The organism is Streptosporangium sp. NPDC050148, from assembly GCF_055586505.1.
This window is the reverse complement of the sequence record NZ_JBVJIA010000002.1, coordinates 76,027-95,569: the sequence shown is the minus strand read 5'-3', so window position 1 is coordinate 95,569 and position 19,543 is coordinate 76,027. Positions and strand designations below refer to the sequence as shown.

At 72.4% G+C, this 19,543-nt stretch carries 19 protein-coding genes; 7 read left to right on the top strand and 12 right to left on the bottom strand.

The window, feature by feature from the left end; translation table 11 throughout:
* Positions 1 to 86: 86 nt before the first annotated feature.
* Positions 87 to 1,121 carry a LacI family DNA-binding transcriptional regulator gene (locus ACZ6RT_RS02215; RefSeq protein WP_399188441.1) on the top strand — a complete coding sequence of 345 codons (1,035 nt, stop codon included), beginning with the start codon at positions 87 to 89 and terminating at the stop codon, positions 1,119 to 1,121.
* Positions 1,122 to 1,177: 56 nt separating this feature from the next.
* On the opposite strand, the gene ACZ6RT_RS02210 is transcribed toward ACZ6RT_RS02215, so the two are convergent.
* A complete protein-coding gene (locus ACZ6RT_RS02210) occupies positions 1,178 to 2,026 on the bottom strand; it encodes an endonuclease/exonuclease/phosphatase family protein (protein WP_470151947.1) in 849 nt (282 codons plus the stop codon).
* A gap of 295 nt (positions 2,027 to 2,321) precedes the next feature.
* Here ACZ6RT_RS02210 and ACZ6RT_RS02205 point away from each other — a divergent pair, with 295 nt between their 5' ends.
* Both ACZ6RT_RS02205 and ACZ6RT_RS02200 read left to right on the top strand, forming a co-directional pair.
* Positions 2,322 to 2,792 carry a winged helix-turn-helix transcriptional regulator gene (locus tag ACZ6RT_RS02205; RefSeq protein ID WP_399188437.1) on the top strand — a complete coding sequence of 157 codons (471 nt, stop codon included), beginning with the start codon at positions 2,322 to 2,324 and terminating at the stop codon, positions 2,790 to 2,792.
* Positions 2,793 to 2,945: 153 nt separating this feature from the next.
* Entirely contained in the window at positions 2,946 to 3,470 is a 525-nt protein-coding gene (locus ACZ6RT_RS02200; RefSeq protein WP_399188435.1) for a GNAT family N-acetyltransferase, read from the top strand.
* 217 nt (positions 3,471 to 3,687) lie between these two features.
* Here the strand turns inward: ACZ6RT_RS02200 and ACZ6RT_RS02195 are convergent, their stop codons facing one another.
* The 10 genes from ACZ6RT_RS02195 to ACZ6RT_RS02150 all read right to left on the bottom strand — a co-directional run bounded on the left by ACZ6RT_RS02195 (position 3,688) and on the right by ACZ6RT_RS02150 (position 13,996).
* Positions 3,688 to 5,373, bottom strand: a complete 1,686-nt coding sequence (locus tag ACZ6RT_RS02195; RefSeq protein ID WP_399188433.1) for a DEAD/DEAH box helicase — start codon at positions 5,371 to 5,373, stop codon at positions 3,688 to 3,690.
* A 659-nt stretch (positions 5,374 to 6,032) separates the two neighbouring features.
* The gene (locus ACZ6RT_RS02190) at positions 6,033 to 6,422 is read right to left on the bottom strand and encodes a metal-sulfur cluster assembly factor (protein ID WP_344903351.1); all 390 of its coding nucleotides are present in this window, start codon (positions 6,420 to 6,422) and stop codon (positions 6,033 to 6,035) included.
* Entirely contained in the window at positions 6,419 to 6,856 is a 438-nt protein-coding gene (gene sufU / locus ACZ6RT_RS02185) for a Fe-S cluster assembly sulfur transfer protein SufU (protein ID WP_470151943.1), read from the bottom strand. Before sufU ends, ACZ6RT_RS02190 begins: the two co-directional genes overlap by 4 nt.
* A 118-nt stretch (positions 6,857 to 6,974) precedes the next feature.
* On the bottom strand, positions 6,975 to 8,234 hold the full coding sequence (locus ACZ6RT_RS02180; RefSeq protein WP_470151942.1) for a cysteine desulfurase: 1,260 nt from the start codon (positions 8,232 to 8,234) through the stop codon (positions 6,975 to 6,977).
* A complete protein-coding gene (sufC, locus tag ACZ6RT_RS02175; RefSeq protein ID WP_470152124.1) occupies positions 8,234 to 8,971 on the bottom strand; it encodes a Fe-S cluster assembly ATPase SufC in 738 nt (245 codons plus the stop codon). Before sufC ends, ACZ6RT_RS02180 begins: the two co-directional genes overlap by 1 nt.
* Positions 8,972 to 9,008: 37 nt before the next feature.
* Entirely contained in the window at positions 9,009 to 9,326 is a 318-nt protein-coding gene (locus ACZ6RT_RS02170; RefSeq protein ID WP_399188424.1) for a Rieske (2Fe-2S) protein, read from the bottom strand.
* Complete coding sequence (gene sufD / locus ACZ6RT_RS02165) at positions 9,323 to 10,447, bottom strand: Fe-S cluster assembly protein SufD (RefSeq protein WP_399188422.1); 1,125 nt, start codon at positions 10,445 to 10,447, stop codon at positions 9,323 to 9,325. The genes ACZ6RT_RS02170 and sufD overlap by 4 nt, the downstream gene beginning before the upstream one ends.
* Positions 10,447 to 11,859, bottom strand: a complete 1,413-nt coding sequence (gene sufB / locus ACZ6RT_RS02160) for a Fe-S cluster assembly protein SufB (protein ID WP_399188420.1) — start codon at positions 11,857 to 11,859, stop codon at positions 10,447 to 10,449. The genes sufD and sufB overlap by 1 nt, the downstream gene beginning before the upstream one ends.
* Entirely contained in the window at positions 11,856 to 12,656 is an 801-nt protein-coding gene (locus ACZ6RT_RS02155; RefSeq protein WP_399188418.1) for a helix-turn-helix transcriptional regulator, read from the bottom strand. Before ACZ6RT_RS02155 ends, sufB begins: the two co-directional genes overlap by 4 nt.
* Before the next feature lie 104 nt (positions 12,657 to 12,760).
* Positions 12,761 to 13,996 (bottom strand): multidrug effflux MFS transporter, encoded by a 1,236-nt coding sequence (locus ACZ6RT_RS02150; protein ID WP_470151939.1) that lies wholly within the window; start codon positions 13,994 to 13,996, stop codon positions 12,761 to 12,763.
* Between the two features lie 297 nt (positions 13,997 to 14,293).
* Here ACZ6RT_RS02150 and ACZ6RT_RS02145 point away from each other — a divergent pair, with 297 nt between their 5' ends.
* From ACZ6RT_RS02145 to ACZ6RT_RS02130, 4 genes are all read left to right on the top strand, one after another.
* Positions 14,294 to 15,202, top strand: a complete 909-nt coding sequence (locus ACZ6RT_RS02145; protein ID WP_399188414.1) for an ABC transporter ATP-binding protein — start codon at positions 14,294 to 14,296, stop codon at positions 15,200 to 15,202.
* Between the two features lie 29 nt (positions 15,203 to 15,231).
* A complete protein-coding gene (locus ACZ6RT_RS02140; protein WP_399188412.1) occupies positions 15,232 to 15,999 on the top strand; it encodes an ABC transporter permease in 768 nt (255 codons plus the stop codon).
* An 80-nt stretch (positions 16,000 to 16,079) separates the two neighbouring features.
* Positions 16,080 to 17,528, top strand: a complete 1,449-nt coding sequence (locus tag ACZ6RT_RS02135) for a glycosyltransferase family 39 protein (RefSeq protein WP_470151937.1) — start codon at positions 16,080 to 16,082, stop codon at positions 17,526 to 17,528.
* A gap of 202 nt (positions 17,529 to 17,730) precedes the next feature.
* Entirely contained in the window at positions 17,731 to 18,648 is a 918-nt protein-coding gene (locus ACZ6RT_RS02130; protein WP_399188408.1) for an EamA family transporter, read from the top strand.
* A 101-nt stretch (positions 18,649 to 18,749) separates the two neighbouring features.
* Here the strand turns inward: ACZ6RT_RS02130 and ACZ6RT_RS02125 are convergent, their stop codons facing one another.
* Positions 18,750 to 19,433, bottom strand: a complete 684-nt coding sequence (locus ACZ6RT_RS02125) for a GntR family transcriptional regulator (RefSeq protein ID WP_399188406.1) — start codon at positions 19,431 to 19,433, stop codon at positions 18,750 to 18,752.
* Positions 19,434 to 19,543: the final 110 nt, after the last annotated feature.

Here is a 19,543-nt window from a genome sequence, read left to right as displayed (position 1 = left end):
GAGACCGTAAAGTCCATGTGTCGGCCCTGTCAATAGAACACTGGACCGGTTCAGTTACAATCGCTCCAATCGTCGACGGGGGGATCATGAGAAGACCGACGATCGCGGACGTCGCCCGGCAGGCCGGGGTGTCCAAGGGGGCCGTGTCGTACGCGCTCAACGGGCAGCCCGGGGTGTCCGCGAGCACCCGGGCCCGGATCCTGGCGATCGCCGAGGAGATCGGCTGGCGTCCCAGCAGCGCGGCCCGCGCCCTGAACGGCGCGCACGCCCGCGCCGTCGGCCTGGCCGTGTGCCGCCCGGCCCGCACGCTCGGCGTGGAGCCGTTCTTCATGGAGCTGATCAGCGGCATCGAGGGCGAGCTGTCGGACCGTTCGTACGCGCTCATGCTGCAGATGGCCGCCGACCACGACCAGGAGGTCGCGATCTACCGCCGCTGGTGGGGCGAGGGCCGCATCGACGGCGCCATCCTGGTCGACCTGCACGTGGACGACCCCCGCCCGGCCGCGTTCGCGTCGCTGGGACTGCCCGCCGTGGTGATCGGCCATCCCTCCGGGGCGGGGCCGCTGCTCCCGGTCTGGTCCGACGACGACCGCCCCGTCCGCGAGACCGTGCGCTACCTGCTGGCCCTGGGCCACCGCAGGATCGCCAGGGTCGCCGGCCTGCCGCGCCTGGTCCACACCGTGCTGCGCGACCGCGCCTTCACCGAGGCGTGCGAGGGCGTCGCCGAGTACGTGACCGTGCACACCGACTACACGGGCGAGGAGGGGGCCCGCGCCACCCGGCGGCTGCTCAGTTCCCCGGACCGGCCCACCGCCATCGTCTACGACAACGACATCATGGCCGTCGCCGGGCTGTCCGCCGCCCAGGAGCTGCGCCTGGACGTCCCCGGAGACCTGTCCGTCGTCGCCTGGGACGACTCCCCGCTCTGCCAGGTCGTCCGCCCCCCGCTCACCGCCCTGAGCCGCGACATCGCCGCCTACGGCGCGCACGCCGCCCGCCGGCTGCTCTCGCTGGTCTCCGGCCAGGACCCCGGCCCGCACGAGGAGGAGGCCGCCCGCCTCACCCCGCGCGGCAGCACCGCTCCCCCGCGGGTACGGGAGCGCGTCCCCGCGGACGGGTGAGAACGGTTCGGTCGCGGTCCCGGGACGTCCCGTCCGCGGGCCGCGTGGGGGCCGGTTCAGGGCCGGGTCAGGGTGACGAGCAGCGCGGGGTGGTCGGTGTACCGCATGGGGATGACGTCGGTGCGCTCGAAGCCCATGCTCGCCGCGAAGACGTGCTGGACGTCCCCGTCCCCCTTGCGGAAGAAGGGCGCGGAGTTGCAGTTCTGGACGTTCTGCCCGAACAGTGGGGCGTACTTCATGTTCATGTCCCCCGCCAGGAAGGTCGGTCTCGTGGCCGCGCCCCTGTCGCGCAGCAGGGCGACGGTCGCCTTGCACTGCGCCATCGCGACGGTGCCCGTGGTCGACAGGTGGGTGGTGCAGCCGGTCAGGTCGGCGAACTCGGCGCACACGTAGACGCGCCTCTCGCTCCCGCCGTCCTGGGTGGCGTGGACGCCGGAGAAGTTCGTCGCCCCGGTGGCCCGGAAGACGATCCCGTTGCCGTACTCGTCGCCGTCGACGCAGCGGACCGGCGTGCCGTCGGGACGCAGCGCGGGGGCGAACACCCGGTGGCCGTCGCCCATCGCGGAGGCCAGCCGGGCCAGGTCCGCGCGGCAGATCTCGTTCAGCGTGACCACCTGCGGCTGCCTGGCGCCGATGACGTCCAGCGCCTCCCGGACGGTGTTCTCACCGTTGAAACAGGAGGTGTTGACCCCGCTGTGACAGAGGTTGAGCTGCAGGACGCGGTAGCTCTGCGCGGCGGTCGTACCGGCCGGGGAGCGGACGGCGGTGGCGGACGCGACGGACGCCGCGGACACCGGGGACGTCATGGGCAGGGTCGTCGCCGCGACCAGGAGGGCGGCCAGGGCCCGCGGGACGACGAGACGAAGGTGGGCGGACGTGCGGGGGCCGAACCACGAGCGGCGCATTGATCCTCTTATCTCGGACGTCTCGACCAGCTCCGGCGCGTCGGCCGGCCGTGCGGGCGGCCCGGCGGAGGGGGCCCGGCCCCGGGGCCGCGACGAGCGGGGACGACGGGAACGACGGGGATGACAGGGACACTGACATGACTCGACATGAGGGGATATAAGCCCATGATGACGACTGGATCTAGATCGTCAACATGTGATCCACATGCCGTCCCGACCGAGCTTCCGAAAGGAACGTGCAGGGGCCGCGACCGGAGACAGTTCCCTGAGGAAACCCTTCCCTTAGACTGTCATCATGCAGCGAACCCCGTTCGGTGACATGGCCTGCTCGATCGCCCGCACCCTGGACGTCATCGGCGAGCCGTGGTCACCGCTGATCCTGCGGAACGTCTACGTCGGCATCACCCGCTTCGAACGGCTCCAGCAGAGCCTGGGCATCTCGCGCAAGGTGCTCGCCGAACGGCTCAGGTGGCTGGTCGAGAAAGGCGTCCTGGAGCGCACCGAGTACTCCAGCCGGCCCCCGCGTCACGAGTACACGCTCACCACCAAGGGCATGGAGCTGTGCGACCTGCTGCTGACGATGGTGCGCTGGGGCGACCGCTGGACGGCCGGCGAGGCCGGCCCCCCGGTGCTCTACCGGCACCACGCCTGCGGCGAGATCAGCCACGTCGAGCCGCACTGCTCGGTCTGCCACCGGCCGATGCACGCGACCGACGTCGACGTGCTCCCCGGCCCGGGCGCCCGGCCACCGGCCACCACCCCCTGAGGACGTACGCCGCCACCTGCACGGACCGGTCCCGGCCGCACGATCCGGCCCGCCCCTCCCCGAGGACCGCTCCGCGCCGCCGGGACGCGCGAGGTATGGTCCGGGCGTCGACATGATCACGCCCCCGCGGGCGGTTCCCGAGGAGGCACTACGGTGAGCAGCCCCGAGGTACGGCTCCGGCCGGTGACCGAGGACGACCTCGGCATGTTCCGGCGCTTCAGCACCGAACCCGGGCTGATCGGCCTGGACTGGGCCGGGTTCCGCGACGCGCAGGCCCCGGCCAGGCGCTTCGCCCTGGACGGCTATCTCGGAGCGGACGACAGCAGGCTCGTCGTCGAGGCCGACGGCACGACCGCCGGCTTCATGAGCTGGGTGGCACGCGGGTCCGCGCTCTCCCGGTACTGGGAGATCGGCATCGCCCTGCTCCCGGACCGGCGCGGGCGCGGCATCGGCTGGCGCGCACAGGCGATGCTCTGCGACTACCTGTTCACGCACACCCCGGCACAGCGCATCGAGGCGGCCACCCACCCGGAGAACATCGCGGAGCAGAGGTCGCTGGAGAAGGCGGGCTTCACCCTGGAGGGCGTCCTGCGCGCCGTGGAGTTCCGCGCCGGCCGGTGGCGTGACGGCCACCTCTACAGCAGGCTGCGCGACGATCCGGCCCCGGCCGGCCACTGAGCCCGCGCGCCCACCGGGGCGGATCGGCCGTTCAGGACTCGACCGGCCCGACCGGTCGCCGGCCGTCCACTGAGCCCGTGCGCCCACCGGGCCGGGAACGAAGGGCCGGTACACCCGCCGGGGGCGGAACGCCGAAGGGCCGGCACGGCGGATGCCGTACCGGCCCTTCGAAGGGTCGTACCGGGACCCCCGAGGGGTCCCGACGATGGATCAGCGATCAGCGGCCGTAGCGGCTGCCACCGCTGCGCGGGGCCGAGCCGCGGCCGTCGGCGCGGAACTCGCCACCGCGGAAGCCGCCGCCCTGACGCTCGCCGCGGAAGGGCTCGCGCTCGCCCGAGGGACGCTCGGAACGGTAACCGCCACCACCGGCCGGGGCCGGACGGTCGGCGCGGAACGGCTCGCGCCGCTCGCCACCGCGGTAGCCACCGGCGGGACGCTCGGAACGGTAGCCGCCACCACCGGCCGGACGCTCGGAGCGGTAACCACCGCCACCGGCGGGACGGTCGTCACCGAAGGAACGCTCGCGGGGCTGGCCGCCCTCGGCGCCGTGGGCGGGACGGTCGGAGCGGAAGCGGCGCGGGCCACGGGCCCCGCCGTTACCGCCGCCGTTGCCGTAACCGCCACGGCCCTGACGCTGCTTGGCGGCCGGGGCCGAGGGCTCCCAGACCGGGATCGCCTCGCCGCTGGGGGTACGCGCACCGGCGACCTCCTCCAGGCGGGGGTGGCCCGGGGTGGCCTTGATGCGGAACGGCTTGATGCCGGCGCGACGGGTCATCGACTCGGTGGAGCGACGCTCGTTGGGGAGCACCAGCGTCATGACGGTGCCCTTCTCCCCGGCGCGGGCGGTACGGCCGCCGCGGTGCAGGTAGCTCTTGTGGTCCTGGGGCGGGTCGACGTGCAGCACGAGGCTGATGTTGTCGACGTGGATGCCGCGGGCCGCGACGTCCGTGCAGACCAGGACGTTGATCGCGCCTTCCTTGAACTCGGACAGGATGCGGGTGCGCTGGTTCTGGCGCTTGCCGCCGTGCAGGCCGCCGGCGCGGATGCCGACCTGGGCGAGCTGCTTGCAGAGCCGGTCCACGCCGTGCTGGGTGCGCACGAACATGATCGTCCGGCCCTCGCGGTTGGCGATCTCGGCGGTCACCGGGAACTTGTCGTCGCGGTGGACCTCGAGGACGTGGTGCTCCATGGTGTCGACCGAGGAGGTGGCCGGGTCCATGGAGTGGGTCACCGGGTTGGTGAGGAAGCGGCGGACGAGCTTGTCGACGTCGCCGTCCAGGGTGGCGGAGAACAGCAGGCGCTGGCTGTCGGCCGGGGTCTGCTGCAGGATCGCGCTGACCACCGGGAAGAAGCCGAGGTCGCACATGTGGTCGGCCTCGTCCAGGATCGTCACCTGGACCTCGTCCAGCGTGCACTCACCCTGCTGCATGAGGTCGGTGAGCCGGCCCGGGGTGGCCACCACGACCTCGACGCCGCGGCGCAGCGCCTCGATCTGGCGTCCCATGGACATGCCGCCGACGACGGTCTTCATGCGCAGCGACAGGCCACGGCCGAGCGGCTCGAGCGCGTCGGTCACCTGCATGGCGAGCTCGCGGGTCGGCACCAGGACGACGGCCAGCGGGCGGCCGGGACGGGCCTTGGCGCCAGCGATGCGGGTCATCATGGGCAGGCCGAAGGCGAGCGTCTTGCCGGAGCCGGTCTGGCCGCGGCCCAGGACGTCGTGCCCGGCGAGAATGTCGGGGATCGTGGCCCGCTGGATGGGGAAGGGGCTGTCGATGCCCGCGCGGGACAGCCCGGTCACCAGGGGCTTCGGCAGGCCGAGAAGGGTGAACTCGGACGGCCCGGACGGGGCCTGGGAGATCTCGGTGATCTCGGTGAACTCGGGCAGAACAGCGTCAAGCATGGTCACGAAGACTCGTGCCTTTCGATAGAAGAACGGGGCACGTCACTTCTGCGAAAGGACGAGCCTGGAGCGCGCGGCCTGAGGCCGCGCTGGATGAACACCCACATCGGGGCGGTGGTGCGGTGCAAGTCGAGGCGCACCGCACGGGGCGGGTCTAGCTTACCCGCACGCAGTCAAACCACGATCAAGCATACCCGGCGTTCGCAGTGCCAGGTTCGGTCGGGGCGTCCGGCATCGGCCGTCCGCTTGTCCGTCGATTGGAGTCAACACTCCCGGCCGGGCTTTTCTTCCCGGCCTCGGAAATACTCTCACACAATTCGGCACAGCTCGAATCCGGGGGTTCGCGCTCCTCACCGGGCACGGTCCCCTCGTGCCTTGACCTGCACCGGAGCGTGCGAGACCCGCCCCGGCGGGGGATGCTCCGGAGGACCGGCAGGTCCTCCGGACGCTCTCCGCCGGACCCGGGGCCCCGCCCCGGCGGACCCTCGGGAGCCGTCCCGCGAGCCCTTCGAGCACCCGCGGCGCCTCCGTGTGGTTCCCCGCCGCTCCACGTCGCCCCGCCGCTCCACGTCGCCCCGCCGCCCCCGGAGAGCCGGAAGGACGTCCGGGGACGCGGGGCGCGGGCCCCTCGTCCCCGGACGTCCCGGACGGTGCCTCGGTCAGACGTTGAAGCCGAGCATGCGGAGCTGCTCGCGCCCCTCGTCGGTGATCTTGTCCGGGCCCCACGGCGGGAGCCACACCCAGTTGATCTTCACGTCGGAGACCATGCCCTCCAGGGCCGAGTGCGCCTGGTCCTCGATGACGTCGGTCAGCGGGCAGGCCGCGCTGGTCAGCGTCATGTCGATGGTGGCGACCGGCAGCGCAGCAGCGCCATCGGTGCCCTCGGCGCCCTCCCCTGCCGGGTCGAGGTGCAGCCCGTAGATCAGGCCCAGGTCCACGACGTTGATGCCGAGCTCGGGGTCCACCACGTCCTTGAGCGCCTCCATGACCTCGTCATGGGTGGCGGTGTCGTCCTGCGCCGTGGTCGGCGTCTCAACAGCCTTGCTCATTTCGTGCTCCTCACGACCGCGTCCTTGTAGGCCATCCAGGCCAGTAGCGCGCACTTCACACGGGCGGGGAACTTGGCCACGCCCGCGAAGGCGACCGCGTCGCCCAGCACGTCCTCGTCGGCCTCGACCTTGCCCCTGCCCTGCATGAGCCGGGTGAACTCGTCGACCACGCCGAGGGTGTCCTCGACGGTCGAGCCGATGGCCAGCTCGTGCAGCACCGAGGCGGCGGCCTGGCTGATGGAACAGCCCTGGCCGTCGTAGGAGACGTCCTCGACCTTGCCGCCGTCGCCCAGCCTCACCCGCATGGTGATCTCGTCGCCACAGGTCGGGTTCACGTGGCGGACCTCGGCGTCGTAGGGGTCGCGAAGACCCCTCCCCTGCGGGTGTTTGTAGTGCTCCAGGATCAGCTCCTGGTACATGGACTCGGCGATCATAGGGTCGTGCTCACCTTCTCGTTCGCTGCGCCGTGCGCTCGCGCGTCGCCGGCCGCCGTGCGGAGGGCACCGGGCCCCCGCCGTCCGCCCGTACGCCGGCTCGACTGCTCGGGCATGGCTAGGCGAACACCTTCCGCACGTGGTGGAGGCCGCGGACCAACGCGTCGATCTCGGCCGGTGTGTTGTACAGGTAGAAGGAGGCCCGCGTGGTGGCGGGGATCCCGAACCTGAGGTGGAGCGGGCGGGCGCAGTGGTGACCCACCCGCACGGCCACGCCGAAGTTGTCGTCCAGGATCTGCCCGACGTCGTGCGGGTGAATCCCCTCCAGCGTGAACGAGACGGTGCCGCCGCGGTCGGCCAGGTCGGCCGGGCCGATCACCCGCAGGCCCGGGATCTCCCCCAGGGCGTCGAGCGCGTGGGCGGTGAGCTCGCGCTCGTGGCTCGCGACGGCGTCCATGCCGATCTCGGTGAGGTAGTCCACCGCGGCGCCGAGGCCGATGGCCTCGACGATCGGCGGGGTGCCGGCCTCGAACTTGTGCGGCGCGGGAGCGTAGGTCGAGTGGTCCATCCAGACCGCCTCGATCATCTCGCCGCCGCCCATGAACGGGGGCATGGCCTCCAGCAGCTCGGCGCGACCCCACAGGACGCCGATGCCGGACGGGCCGACGACCTTGTGGCCGGTGAAGGCCAGGAAGTCGACGCCCAGGGCGGCCACGTCCACCCCCTGGTGGGGGACCGACTGGGAGGCGTCCAGCATCATCAGGGCGCCGACCTCGCGGGCCCTGGCCAGCACCGGGGCGACCGGGTTGACCGTGCCGAGCACGTTCGACTGGTGCACGATCGAGACGATCTTCGTGCGCTCGGTGACGAGCTCGGCGAGGTTCGACAGGTCCAGGCGGCCGGAGTCGGTGACGGAGAACCAGCGCAGGGTCGCGCCGGTGCGCTGGGCCAGCATCTGCCACGGCACGATGTTGGAGTGGTGCTCCATCTCCGAGATCACGATCTCGTCGCCGGGGCCGAGCCGGAAGCGCGGGTCCTCGCAGGTCGGGTTGCCGAAGGCGTACGCCACCAGGTTGATCGCCTCGGAGGCGTTCTTGGTGAAGACCACCTCGTCGCGGCCGGGCGCGCCGATGAACGCGGCGATCTTGTCGCGCGCGTCCTCGTACGCCTCGGTGGACTCCGCGCCCAGCACGTGCATGGCGCGGCCGACGTTGCTGTAGTGCATGGCCATGTGCTCGCGCATCACCTCGACCACCTGGGTGGGCTTCTGCGCGGAGTTTCCGGAGTCGAGGTAGATCAGCGGCCTGCCGCCGGGAAGCTCGCGGGACAGGACCGGGAAGTCCTTCCTGATCCTCTCCACGTCAAGGCCGTTGTTCATCAGGCCGACGCCTTCGTGTAGGCCTCGTAGCCCTCTTCCTCGAGCTTGTCGGCGAGCTCGGGGCCGCCCTGCTCCACGATCCGCCCGGCGGAGAAGACGTGGACGAAGTCCGGCTTCACGTAGCGCAGGATGCGGGTGTAGTGGGTGATGAGCAGCACGCCGGTCTCGCCGCCCGCGCGGAAGCGGTTGATGCCCTCGGAGACCACGCGCAGCGCGTCGACGTCGAGACCGGAGTCGGTCTCGTCGAGAACGGCGATCTTCGGCTTGAGCAGCTCCAGCTGGAGGATCTCGTGGCGCTTCTTCTCGCCGCCGGAGAAGCCCTCGTTGACGTTGCGCTGGGCGAAGGCCGAGTCGATGGACAGGGCGTCCATGCCGGACTTGAGGTCCTTGGCGAACTGGCGGAGCTTGGGGGCCTCACCGGTGGTCGAGGTGACCGCGGTGCGCAGGAAGTTGGCGACGCTGACGCCGGGGACCTCGACCGGGTACTGCATGGCGAGGAACAGGCCGGCGCGGGCGCGCTCGTCGACCGACAGGTCGAGCAGGTCGGTCCCGTCGAGCAGGACCTGGCCGCCGGTGACGGCGTACTTGGGGTGGCCCGCGATCGCGTAGGCGAGGGTGGACTTGCCCGAGCCGTTGGGGCCCATGATGGCGTGGGTCTCACCGGCGCGCACGGTCAGGTCGACGCCGCGCAGGATCTCCTTGTCGGCGACGGTGACGTGCAGGTCGCGGATCTCCAGGGTGGAACCCGAGGTGACTCGGCTGGTGTCAGACACGTTATGACTCCTTCGAGAGCGAGACGAGGACGTCATCGCCGTCGATCTTTACTCGGTAGACGGGGACGGGCTTGATGGCGGGCGGGCCGGTGGGCTTGCCCGAGCGCAGGTCGAAGCACGAGCCGTGCAGCCAGCACTCGAGGGTGCCGTCGTAGACCTCCCCCTCGCTGAGTTTCACCTCGGCGTGGGAGCACACGTCGCGCAGCGCGTGCACCTCCTCGCCCCGGCGGACCAGGGCGACGGGGGTGTCCCCCACCTCAAGGCCGATCACTCCCTCGTCGGGGATGTCGGCGAGCTTGCAGACCTTCTCGAACGTCACTTCTCGAGCTCCGCCTCGACCCGGGCGAGAACGCGCTCGCGAAGCTCGGGGATCTCGATCTTCTCCAGAAGCTGGGCGAAGAAGCCCCTGATGACCAGGCGGCGGGCGTCCTCGAAGGAGATGCCCCGGGCCTGGAGGTAGAAGATGTGCTCGTCGTCGAGGCGGCCGGAGGTGCTGGCGTGGCCGGCCCCGGCGACCTCCCCGGTGAGGATCTCCAGGTTGGGCACCGAGTCGGCGCGGGCGCCGTCGGTGAGCAGCAGGTTGCGGTTCAGCTCGTAGGTGTCGGTGCCCTCGGCCTCGACGCGGATGATGACGTCGCCGATCCAGACCGCGTGGGCGTCGGCCCCCTGGAGCGCGCCGCGGTAGTCGACGTTGCTCCGGCAGTCGGGCGTGGAGTGGTCGACCAGGAGGCGGTGCTCCAGGTGCTGGCCGGCGTCGACGAAGTACAGGCCGTTCAGCTCGGCGTCGCCGCCGGGGCCGGAGTAGGAGACCGACGGCGAGAGCCGGACCAGGTCGCCGCCGAGGGTGACCACGAAGCCGCGGAAGACGGCGTCCTTGGCGAGCTGGGCGTGGTGGTGGGAGACGTGCACGGCGTCGTCGGCCCAGTCCTGCAGGCTGACGACCTTGAGCGTGGCGCCCTCGCCCACGACGAACTCGACGTTGTCGGCGTAGACCGCGCTGCCCCGGTGGTCCAGGACGACCACGGCCTCGGCCATCGGCTCCAGGCGCACGACCGTGTGGCCGTAGGCGGTGCCGGTGCCCGACCCGGTGAAGGTGACCACGGTCGGCGTGGAGGCGACGGCCTCGCGGGGCACCGTGATCACGGTGGCCTTCTCGAAGGAGGCGTACGCCTGGGCGCTGACCCGGTCGGCGGGCACGTAGGCCCGCCCGAGCCGGGCGTCGTCGCGCCCGACGGTCTCCACGACGGCCTCGGGCGCGGCGTCGACGTGCACGGCCACGTTCGCCGAGGCCGGGACGCCCTCGTGCAGGCCCCGCAGCCGGGAGAGCGGGGTGAAGCGCCACTCCTCCTCCCGGCCGGTGGGGACGGCGAAGTCGGCCACGTCGTAGGAGGCCCTCTCGTGCAGCGTCGAGAGGGGCTTCACAGCGGTGTCGAGGCCCATCAGCCGACGGCTCCTTCCATCTGCAGCTCGATCAGCCGGTTCAGCTCCAGGGCGTACTCCATCGGGAGCTCGCGGGCGATCGGCTCGACGAAGCCGCGGACGATCATCGCCATCGCCTCGTCCTCGCCCAGACCGCGGCTCATCAGGTAGAAGAGCTGGTCGTCGGAGACCTTGGAGACGGTGGCCTCGTGCCCCATGGAGACGTCGTCCTCGCGCACGTCCACGTACGGGTAGGTGTCGGAGCGGCTGATCTGGTCGACCAGCAGCGCGTCGCACTTGACCGTGCTGGCGCTGCCGTGCGCGCCCTCCTCGATCTGCACCAGGCCGCGGTAGGAGGTCCGGCCGCCGCCGCGGGCGACGGACTTGGAGATCACCGAGGAGCTGGTGTTGGGCGCCAGGTGGACCATCTTGGCCCCGGCGTCCTGGTGCTGGCCCTCACCGGCGAAGGCGACGCTGAGGGTCTCGCCCTTGGCGTGCTCGCCCATGAGGTAGACGGCCGGGTACTTCATGGTGACCTTGGAGCCGATGTTGCCGTCGACCCACTCCATGGTCGCGCCCTCGTACGCCACGGCGCGCTTGGTGACCAGGTTGTAGACGTTGTTCGACCAGTTCTGGATGGTCGTGTACCGGCAGCGGGCGCCCTTCTTCACGATGATCTCCACGACCGCGCTGTGCAGCGAGTCGGAGGTGTAGATCGGCGCGGTGCAGCCCTCGACGTAGTGCACGTAGGAGTTCTCGTCCACGATGATCAGGGTCCGCTCGAACTGGCCCATGTTCTCGGTGTTGATCCGGAAGTAGGCCTGGAGCGGGATCTCCACGTTGACGTTCGGCGGCACGTAGATGAAGCTGCCGCCGCTCCAGGTGGCCGTGTTCAGCGCGGCGAACTTGTTGTCGCCGACCGGGATCACGGTCCCGAAGTACTCCCTGAAGATCTCCTCGTGCTCCTTGAGGGCGGTGTCGGTGTCGACGAAGATGACACCCTTCTCCTCAAGGTCCTCGCGGATCTTGTGGTAGACCACCTCGGACTCGTACTGGGCGGCGACCCCGGCGACGAGGCGCTGCTTCTCGGCCTCGGGGATGCCCAGCCTGTCGTAGGTGTTCTTGATGTCGTCGGGCAGGTCCTCCCAGGAGGCGGCCTGCTTCTCGGTGGAGCGCACGAAGTACTTGATGTTGTCGAAGTCGATCCCGCTGAGGTCGGAGCCCCAGTTCGGCATGGGCTTCTTGCCGAAGAGGCGGAGCCCCTTCAGGCGCAGGTCCAGCATCCACTCCGGCTCGTTCTTCAGCGCGGAGATGTTGCGGACGACCTCTTCGGACAGGCCACGCTTGGCCGTCGCTCCCGCGGCGTCCGAGTCGGCCCAGCCGAACTTGTAATTCCCGAGGCCTTCCAGCTCCGGGCGGTCGGTGACAGTCACCTTCCGGTCTCCTTGCTCGATATGTCGATCGTTTCGTGGACGGCCGGCGGTGGTGCCGGTTCGGAGCGTGGGGAGGGTGGGGATGACGTCGCGCCCTCCCGCGCGCCCGCTCCCGGAGCCCGGTGGGGGCTCACGTGGGTGGTGCACACACCGTCGCCGTGGGCGATGGTCGCGAGCCGCTGCACGGGCGTGCCGAGAATGCGCGCGAACGCCTCGGTCTCGGCCTCGCACAGCTGCGGGAACTCGGCGGCGACGTGCGCCACCGGGCAGTGGTGCTGGCAGAGCTGCTCGCCGCCGACACCGGCCTTGCTCGCCGAGGCGGCGTAGCCGTCGTCGGAGAGGGCCTCGGCCAGGACGCGCACCCGCTGGTCGGCGGGGACCTCGCGCATCTGCGGCCGCAGCCGGTCGACGAGGCCGGCCACCTGCGAACGGGCGAACTCGGCCACGGCCTCCTCGCCCACGCGCTCGGCCAGGAAGCGCAGCGCGCTGCCCGCCAGGTCGTCGTAGGCGTGCTCGAAGGCGCTGCGGCCCTGGTCGGTCATCGCGAACAGCTTGGCCGGCCGCCCGCGCCCGCGCTGGCCGCGCGGCCGGGCGGTGCGGACCTCGGTCATCCCCTCGGCCAGCAGCGCGTCCAGGTGCCTGCGCACGGCCGCCGGGGTCAGGCCGAGCCGCTCGCCGAGAGCGGCGGCGGTGATCGGTCCGTGCTCCAGGATGAGCCGGGCGACACGCGCTCGCGTGCTGCGCTCGGCGGACACGCCGGAGAGCCGCGCGGCGGCGGCCTTCTCGGTGTCTCGCATCCCGGTCACGTATTTCACAACATCAGTGTGCCGTAATTACTTCCCCGCTGACAAACCGGTGTGGGCGTGCCGGGAATGTGATGCATCACGTAGGAAAGGCTTACCTAACCTGCGGAAACGCGCCCCGGTCCCCGGCCCAGACCGGCGAAGATCGCGAGCGCCGCCACGGTGAAGCCGGTCAGCACGACGGCCATCGGCAGGGCGCTTCCCTCGCCGCCCAGGCCCACCAGCGGCGCGGCGAGCGCGCCGAGCCCGAACTGCAGCACACCGGTCAGCGCGGCCGCGCTCCCGGCGATCTGCGGGGGCTGGCCGGCCAGGGCGAGCGCGCCGCTGCCCGGCAGCACGAAACCTCCCCCGCACATCATCACGAACAACCCGGCGACCAGCACCGGCAGGCCCAGCCCGAACACGACCGTGGCCAGGATCGCCGCGGCCCCGGCCACGCTCAGCAGCAGCCCGAGGAGGATCAGCCGGGCCGGGTCCACCCGGCGCCCGGCCAGGCGCCCGCCGATCTGCGCGGTGATGGTCAGGCCGAGCGCGTTCAGCCCGAACACCAGGGAGAACACCTCGGGAGAGGTGCCGTAGACCTCCTGGAGCACGAACGGCGACCCGGAGATGTAGGCGAACATGGCGGCGAACCCCATCCCGCCGGACAGCGCGGCGGCCATGAAGGGCCGGTCGCGCAGCAGGTACCAGAAGGTCACCAGGGTGTGCCGGAGCCCGCCGCCCTCGCGGCTGTCGGCCGGGAGGGTCTCGCGCACCCCGGCCAGCGCCGAGACCAGCAGCATCAGCCCCGCGACGCTGAGGGCGACGAAGACGCCCCGCCAGGAGGTGTGGGCGAGCAGCTGGGCGCCGGCGATCGGGGCCAGGATCGGGGCCAGGCCGGTCACCAGCATCAGGGTGGCGAAGATGCGGGCGATGGCCGCGCCCTCGTACAGGTCGCGGACGATCGCGCGGACGATCACCAGCGCGGCGCCGCCCGCGAAGCCCTGGAGCAGGCGGAAGGCGATCAGCCCGTACACCGAGGGCGAGAAGGCGCACAGCAGGGAGGCCGCGGCGTAGGCGGCGATGCCGATCAGCAGCGGGCCGCGGCGCCCGCGGACGTCGCTGAGCGGCCCGGCGACGACCTGCCCGGCGGAGACCCCGATGAGACAGGCGGTGAGGGTGAGCTGCACCTGCGCCTGCCCGGTGCCCAGCCCCTCGGCGATGGCGGGGAAGGCGGGCAGGTACATGTCGATCGACAGGGGGCCGATCGCCGACAGCGCACCCAGGATCAGCAGCAGCAGTCCCCTGCGCCGCGTGCCCGGCGTCACCCCCGGCTCGACGACGGCCGCGGTCATACTCGTCCTCCCTCTCCGGTCACCGGCGCAAGACGGCCCACGAGCCCCGAGGGGCCGCGTGAGCCGAAGCGTCCCAACCACCGATCGGTCATCCGAATTCCTTTGTTCCGGAAATTTCCTGAAAAGGGCAGAAAAAAGCAGGTCCGTCGCGCGCTCCGGCGCGCCGGGCCGGGGCGTCGGAGCGGGGCGTCGGAGCGGGGCGTCGGGCCACCCTTCCGCGCCGCCCGCGAACCGCGGGCGCGCCGGACGCGTGGTCCGGAAGCGGGAGCGCCGGAGGCGGTCTCTAAACTCGTGGCCATGGACTCCCCAGCCGTCGCGATCGTCGACCTGGTCAAGAGATACGGCGGGACGACCGCGGTCGACGGCCTGACCCTCACCGCCGCCCGCGGCGCGGTCACCGCGGTGCTGGGCCCCAACGGGGCCGGCAAGACCTCCACCGTGGAGATCTGCGAGGGGTTCCGCCGGGCCGACGCGGGCAGCGTGAAGGTGCTGGGGCTCGACCCGTCCGCGCGGGAGCTGCGGGCCAGGGTCGGGGTGATGCTCCAGGCCGGTGGCGTCCCGCCCGCGGCCCGCTGCGGGCAGTGGCTGCGGCTGATGGCCCGCTTCCACGCCCGTCCGCTCGACCCCGGGGCACTGCTGGAGCGGCTCGGGCTGACCGAGCACGCCCGCACCCCGTACCGCAGGCTCTCCGGCGGCCAGCAGCAGCGCCTGTCGCTGGCCGGGGCGGTCATCGGCCGTCCCGAGCTGGTCTTCCTCGACGAGCCGACCGCGGGCCTGGACCCGCAGGCCAGGCACGCCTGCTGGGAGCTGGTCCGCGAGCTGCGCGCGAGCGGGGTCTCGGTGGTGCTCACCACCCACCACATGGACGAGGCGGAGCGCCTGTCGGACCAGATCGTGATCATCGACCGCGGCCGGGTGGTCGCCGAGGGCACCCCCTCCTCCCTCACCGGCGCCGAGCGGCAGCTGCGCTTCCGCGCCCGGCCGGGACTCTCCCTGGACGAGCTGCTCGCCGCCCTGCCCGTCGGCAGCGCGGCCAAGGAGTCGCCGGCCGGGCACTACATCATCGAGGGACAGGTCGTGCCGGAGCTGCTGGCGACCGTGACGACCTGGTGCGCGGCCGAGGGCGTGACCGCGGACGACCTCAGCATCGAGCGGCGCACCCTGGAGGACGTCTTCCTCGAACTGACCGGGCGTGAGCTCCGTTGACGCGGCCCGCCCCGAAGGAGACGACGCACATGACGACCCTGGACCTCACCCCGGCCCCGGGGGCCGCGCCGCTGGGACGGATGGTGGCGGCCCAGACCGGCGCGGAGATCCGGGCGATGCTCCGCAACGGCGAGCAGCTGCTGCTCACGATGATCATTCCGGTGCTGCTGCTCGTCGGCCTCTCGGTCGCCCCCATCCTGGACGTGGGCGGCGGTTCCCGGATCGACTTCATGACCCCGGGGGTGCTCGCGCTGGCCGTGATGTCCACCGCCTTCACCGGGCAGGCCATCGCGACCGGCTTCGAGCGCCGCTACGGGGTGCTGAAGCGGCTGGGGGCGACCCCGCTGTCGCGGACCGGGCTGATGCTGGCCAAGACGCTCGCGGTGATCGCCGTGGAGGTCGTCCAGGTCGCGGTGCTCTGCGCGGTGGCGGCCGCCCTGGGATGGCGCCCGGCGGGCTCGCCGTTCGCGGCGCTGCTGCTGATCGTGCTGGGCACGGCCGCGTTCAGCGGCCTGGGCCTGCTGATGGCCGGGACGCTGCGCGCCGAGGCCACGCTCGCCGCGGCGAACCTGGTCTACCTGGTCCTGCTGGCCTGCGGCGGGGTCGCCTTCCCGCTGGAGCGGTTCCCCGAGGCGGTGCGGCCGGTGCTGGAGCTGCTGCCGATCTCCGCGCTCACCGGCGGGCTCCGCGCGGTGCTCGCCGACGGGTCGGGGCCGCCGCCGGCCGCGGTGGTGGTCCTCGCGGCATGGGCGGCGGGGTCGCTCCTGCTGACCGCGCGGACCTTCCGCTGGGAATGATCCGACTTTTCCCGTAGAAATACGGTCTTTTGTCAGAGAAAGACGATCAAGGGTGATCGTTTCCGCCTAACATCCTCCGGGTGATCATTACCGGAGCGCGACGTCCATCCCGGCCTGCGCGGGAACGGCAGGGACGGACGTGGGCGGGCCCGGCCACGGGGATCGTCGCCACGCTCGTCTGCGTCGCGGGCGCCTCCGCGGTCTCCCACTCCTCGGACGAGCTCGCCACCTTCAGCGCGGCCCGCCGGAGCGCCGCGGGGCTCTGGGAGCTGGCCCAGCACATCGACGGGCACTTCCTGCCGTACTACGCGTTCATGCACCTGTGGCTGGAGTTCGGGCAGGCGGAGTGGTGGATGCGCCTGCCCTCCGCGCTCGCCACCGGTGTGGCGACCGCGCTGATCGCCGACCTGGGACGCCGGATGAGCTCGTGGCCGGCCGGGCCGGCCGGGCCGGCCGCGGCCGTCGTCTACGTCGCGCTGCCGTCGGTCTCCTACCACGGGCAGAACGCCCGCTCGTACGCGTTCGCCGCGGCCGCCGCGGTCCTGGCCACCTGGACGCTGTACCGGGCGATCGAGGAGCCGGGACGGCGCCGCGGCTGGTGGGGGTACGCGGCCGCCGTGGCGCTGCTCGGCTGCACCCAGGTGTTCGCCCTGCTCGTCACGGCGGCGCACCTGACGGCGGTCGCGCTGTACGGGCGGGGAGTGGCGCCCAGGGTGCTGGCCTGCCTGGCGGCCGGTTTCGTGCCGGGGGCCGTCTGGGCGGTGGTCGGGTTCGCCGAACGGCACGCGATCAGCTGGATCACCCTGCCGGGACCCGACGTGTTCCTGGCGCTGCCCAAGATGATCGGCGGCACCGCCCTGGCCGGGGGCGCGCTGTTCCTGCTCGCGGCGGCGGCCCCCTTCCTGCGGCGCCACGGCGCCGACCGGCTCTGGGTGGCGCTGCTGGCCGGCTGGGCCCTCCTGCCGCCCCTGGCGCTGTTCGCCGTCTCCCACCTGATCACCCCGGTGTACGTGGACCGCTACCTGTTCGCGACGGTGCCCGGGTACGCGCTGCTGGCCGGGCTCACGGTCGCCGCGCTGCCCCGGCCGCCCGCCGTCCTGGCGGTGGCGGGCGTGCTGGCGGCCGGGTTCCCCGGCCAGCTGGACGTCCGCGGGGAGGACGGGCACCACGAGAACTTCCCCCGGGCGGCGCGCATCCTGGCGAGCGAGGCGCGGCCCGGCGACGCCCTCGTCTACGGGCGCTCCTCGCTGCGCCAGGGCCTGCTCTACTACGGCGGCGCGGGCCTGCCCGACGACGTGATGCTCACGGGCCGCGACCCACTGCCGGCCTCGTTCGGCTACCCGGAGCGCTCCGACCTGGCCGCCGCCGTCGCCGGGCGCGAGCGGGTCTGGGTCGTCTGGCGGGGCGGGTCCGAGGCGGCCTCGCGCGTCGACCGGGTCGCCGTCCTGACCGGGGAGGGGTTCGTCCGTGCCAAGGCGTGGCGGACGGGCCGGGTACCGGGCATGACGGTGGCCCTCTACACCCGCTGAGCGCGTACCCCCGCGGGCCCGGAGCGGGATCGCGGGGCGCTTCGGGGGCACGGCGGGCCGGAGCGGGTCCGTGGGATCGCTTCGGGCCCGCGTGGCCGGCGGGCCCGGGGCGGGCGGGCTCCGTCTCACATGGCGGATGCCCCTGAGCGGGGACACCCCGCCCGGTAAGGTGTGACCGACCTTTTCGCACCTGAGGAGTGCCGTGACCGCCGAAGCCCTGCACGGGCCCGCAGAACCCTACGAGCCCGGCCCGGTCAGGCCCGGCGCGCTGCTGAAGGCCGCCTCCGACGCCGTTCCGCCGTCCGGGCTGGTCCTGCTGGCCATCCTGTCGGTCCAGGTCGGCGCGGGGTTCGCCAAGGACCTGTTCGGCCAGCTCTCGCCGAGCGCGGTGGTTTTCCTGCGGATCGCCACCGGCGCGCTGATCCTGGGGGCGGTCGCCAGGCCACGGCTGAGGGGGCTGAGCCGGGGGGACGCGGCGGCGGGCCTGGCGTTCGGCGTGACGCTGGGCGTGATGAACCTGTCGTTCTACGAGGCGCTGGCCCGCCTTCCCATGGGGATCGCGGTGGCCATCGAGTTCCTCGGCCCGCTCGGCGTCGCGGTCGCGGCCTCGCGCCGCCGCCTCGACCTGCTCTGGGTGACGCTCGCCGGATCGGGCGTGGTGCTGCTGGCACCGTGGGGAACGTCGGCGTCCAGGATCAGCTGGTCCGGGATCGCCTTCGCCCTGGTCGCGGCGGCCTGCTGGGCCGCCTACATCCTGCTGTCGGCCTCGGTCGGCCGGCGCTTCCCCGGGGCGACCGGGCTCTCCCTGGCGATGATCATCTCCTGCGTGGTGGTCGCCCCCGTCGGGATCTCCTCGGGCGGCGCCGACCTGCTCCGGCCCGAGGTGCTGCTGATCGGCCTGGGGGTGGGCCTGCTCTCGTCGGTGATCCCCTACTCGATCGAGCTGGAGGCGCTGCGCAGGATGCCCAAGCGGGTCTTCGGCATCCTGATGAGCCTGGAGCCGGCCGTGGCCGCGCTGGCGGGCCTGGTGATCCTGGGCGAGGTGCTCCAGGCGCGCGAGTGGGCGGCGGTCGGCTGCGTGGTCATCGCGACCCTGGGCGCCACCCGCTCCTCCGGCTGACCCCACCGCTCGGGCCGATCCACCGCGCTCGGGGATCCCACTGCGGCTCCGGCCTGTTCCCGGCCTGTTCGCGGCTCCGGCCGGGGTGTCCGGGGCGGGTCTCAGGGCTCGGTGGCCCCGGCCCAGATGCCCCGCACGTGCTGGATGTGGTGCTGCATCAGCCGCTCGGCGCCGTTCGCGTCACCGGTGGAGAGCAGCTCCAGCAGGGCGAGGTGCTCGCGGGCGGAGTCGGCGAGCCGCCCGCGCCGGTGGAGGCCGGACAGCCCGTACAGGCGGGCCCGGTTGCGCAGGTCGCGGACCACCTCCACCAGGTGGGAGTTGCCCCCCAGGGCGAGCAGTTCCAGGTGGAAGCGGATGTCGGCGTCGACGTAGGCGAGCAGGTCGCCCCGCTCGGCCGCGTCGACGATCTCCTGGGCCATCGGGCGGAGCGTCTCGAAGGCCGGTGCGCGACCGGCGTCGGCCAGCCGCGTCACCGTGGGCACCTCGATGAGCTCGCGGATCTCCGCCAGCTCGTCCAGGTCGCGCTCGGACATCTCGCTGACCCGGAAGCCCTTGTTGCGCACCGCCTCGACCAGGCCCTCCTTGGCCAGGTCGAGCATGGCCTCGCGCACCGGGGTGGCCGAGACGCCGAACTGGGCGGCCAGCAGCGGGGCGGAGTAGACCATGCCGGGCCGCATCTCACCGGTGATCAGGGCCGCCCGCAGCGCGTGGGCCACCTGCTCCCGCAGGCTCTGTCTCTCCCCCACCGCGGGCAGGTCGAGCCGGCCGTCCGCCCTCGAAGCCATAACGGAGCCTCTCCTGTCGACCGCGTCCATGTCCGGCGGACGGAACCCGCCACCGTCACATCCTCCCAGGCGGTGCGCCCGCCATCGAACATCCGAGGTCCTGCGGGGTT